Below are 1,708 nucleotides of genomic sequence, written 5' to 3'. Positions count from 1 at the left end.
AATATTTTAAAATATTAATAACTTATAAAATATTTATTGGATATAAAATTGTCAGTTAAAGCTTATTTTAGAGATATTCATAATGTCATTTTGGACTATATCCAAAAAGCTGAAAATGAAATACTCATTGCTGTTGCTTGGTTTACAGATCTGGAGTTGTTCGATGCTTTGTGTAAAAAAGCACAGCAAGGCTTATCTATTCGTCTTGTTTTGATTGATGATGAAATCAATAGAGGGGTTGGTAAGCTTAACTTTGTTCGTCTACAGAATCTAAAGGCTCAAATCACTTTTTTAGAAACACAGAACTTTAATCGAATGCATCATAAATTCTGTATTATAGATCAAAAAATTGTGATTACTGGTTCTTATAATTGGACTAAGCAAGCACGAAATAATGAGGAAAATATTACAGTTATCAAAGATGAAGTGCATATTTATGATGACTATTCGGCAATCTTTAATCAGTTAGTTGATCCTCAAGTCTCAATATCGACCATTAAATTATCTCCTGATGCAGTGAAAAGACGTCTTGAGATGATTAAAAATTTTATTTTTCTCGATGAAACTGAAAATATTCCGTCTCAACTATCAAAATTAGCTCCTGTTATCGAAAGCTATAAGCTTGAACAGATTCATACTTTTTTAGAAAAAGGTGCTTATCAACAAGCTGCTGAAGAAATTACAATTTTCTTAAAGAACTTTACTGCAATCGTTGTCAGTGAAGATCATGAAGCGAATGAATTAAAGTTTGAGTTAAAAATACTAGAACTCCGACTTGAATCAATCACCAATGAAAAAGCCGATCTTGAACGAGATATTCTGTTATTTAACCGCAGACAGTATGAAATTCTGGGTGATTTAATCAAAGAATTACTGCGCTTGAAGGCTGAGTATCAACAATGTATTGCTGAACAAGCAAAACAAGAGCAGAACCAAGAACAAGAAGAGATAGATGAACTAGAAGAAGAAGCTGAGCAAGCAAAAGATACCTACGATGAATATTCTGAGGAGTATGAAGAAGTACAGCAAACAGAAGTAAAACAGCTCAATGAGTTAGAAGAAAAAGAGTTAAAAAATATATTCCGTAGAGCGTGTAATCTTTGCCATCCTGACAAAGTTACTGAGGAGAAAAAAGGACAAGCTAGCCAAATATTCATTCAACTCAAGGAAGCGTACGATAAGAATGATATTGCTGCTGTAAAAATCATTTATGCAAAGCTACAACAAGGTGATTTTTCACAAACCAAATCAAGTAAGCTCAAATCCATTGATATTTTAAGGTCTTCTATTTCTGAAATAAAATATAAGCTAGAACAAGCCATTCAAGCACTGCATAAGCTATCCACTGATCCAGTTACAATGACTATCAATCAAATCGGTAAAAATGAGTCACAGTGGGTAGATTATCTACATAATAAAAGAGTAAGTTTTGAGGGAGAAATAGCAGCTTGGCAAGAAAAATTAGAACAATTAAGAGTTGGAGAATTTAATGAAAAATGAAATAGCTATTGGTCAAACGCAAGAACTTCAAATCAAGAAAGCCAAAAATCAGCTTTCGACAGTGTTTAGTTTAATTCAAAGTGATGAAGCCATTCGGCTAGTTAATATTCTAAAACGTATTGAGACTGATAAAGGAATAGAGTTTTTATGCTCTTTTGAAAATATAAATTGGTCAGTCGAACTCATCGAAAAATATAAAGATCAATGG

The 1,708-nt window shown here is 32.1% G+C and carries 2 protein-coding genes; both read left to right on the top strand.

Annotated elements, in window-relative coordinates:
• The first annotated feature begins 48 nt into the window (after positions 1-48).
• Positions 49-1,500, top strand: a complete 1,452-nt coding sequence (locus ACPEPR_RS13755) for a phospholipase D-like domain-containing protein (protein WP_423562559.1) — start codon at positions 49-51, stop codon at positions 1,498-1,500.
• On the top strand, positions 1,490-1,708 hold a 219-nt coding region (locus ACPEPR_RS13750; RefSeq protein WP_423562558.1), incomplete at its 3' end, for a hypothetical protein. The genes ACPEPR_RS13755 and ACPEPR_RS13750, both read left to right, overlap by 11 nt.

The organism is Acinetobacter sp. AND/436, assembly GCF_049546925.1.
In the GTDB taxonomy this organism is placed as follows: Bacteria; Pseudomonadota; Gammaproteobacteria; order Pseudomonadales; family Moraxellaceae; genus Acinetobacter; species Acinetobacter indicus.
This window is presented reverse-complemented; position numbering and strand designations above follow the sequence as displayed.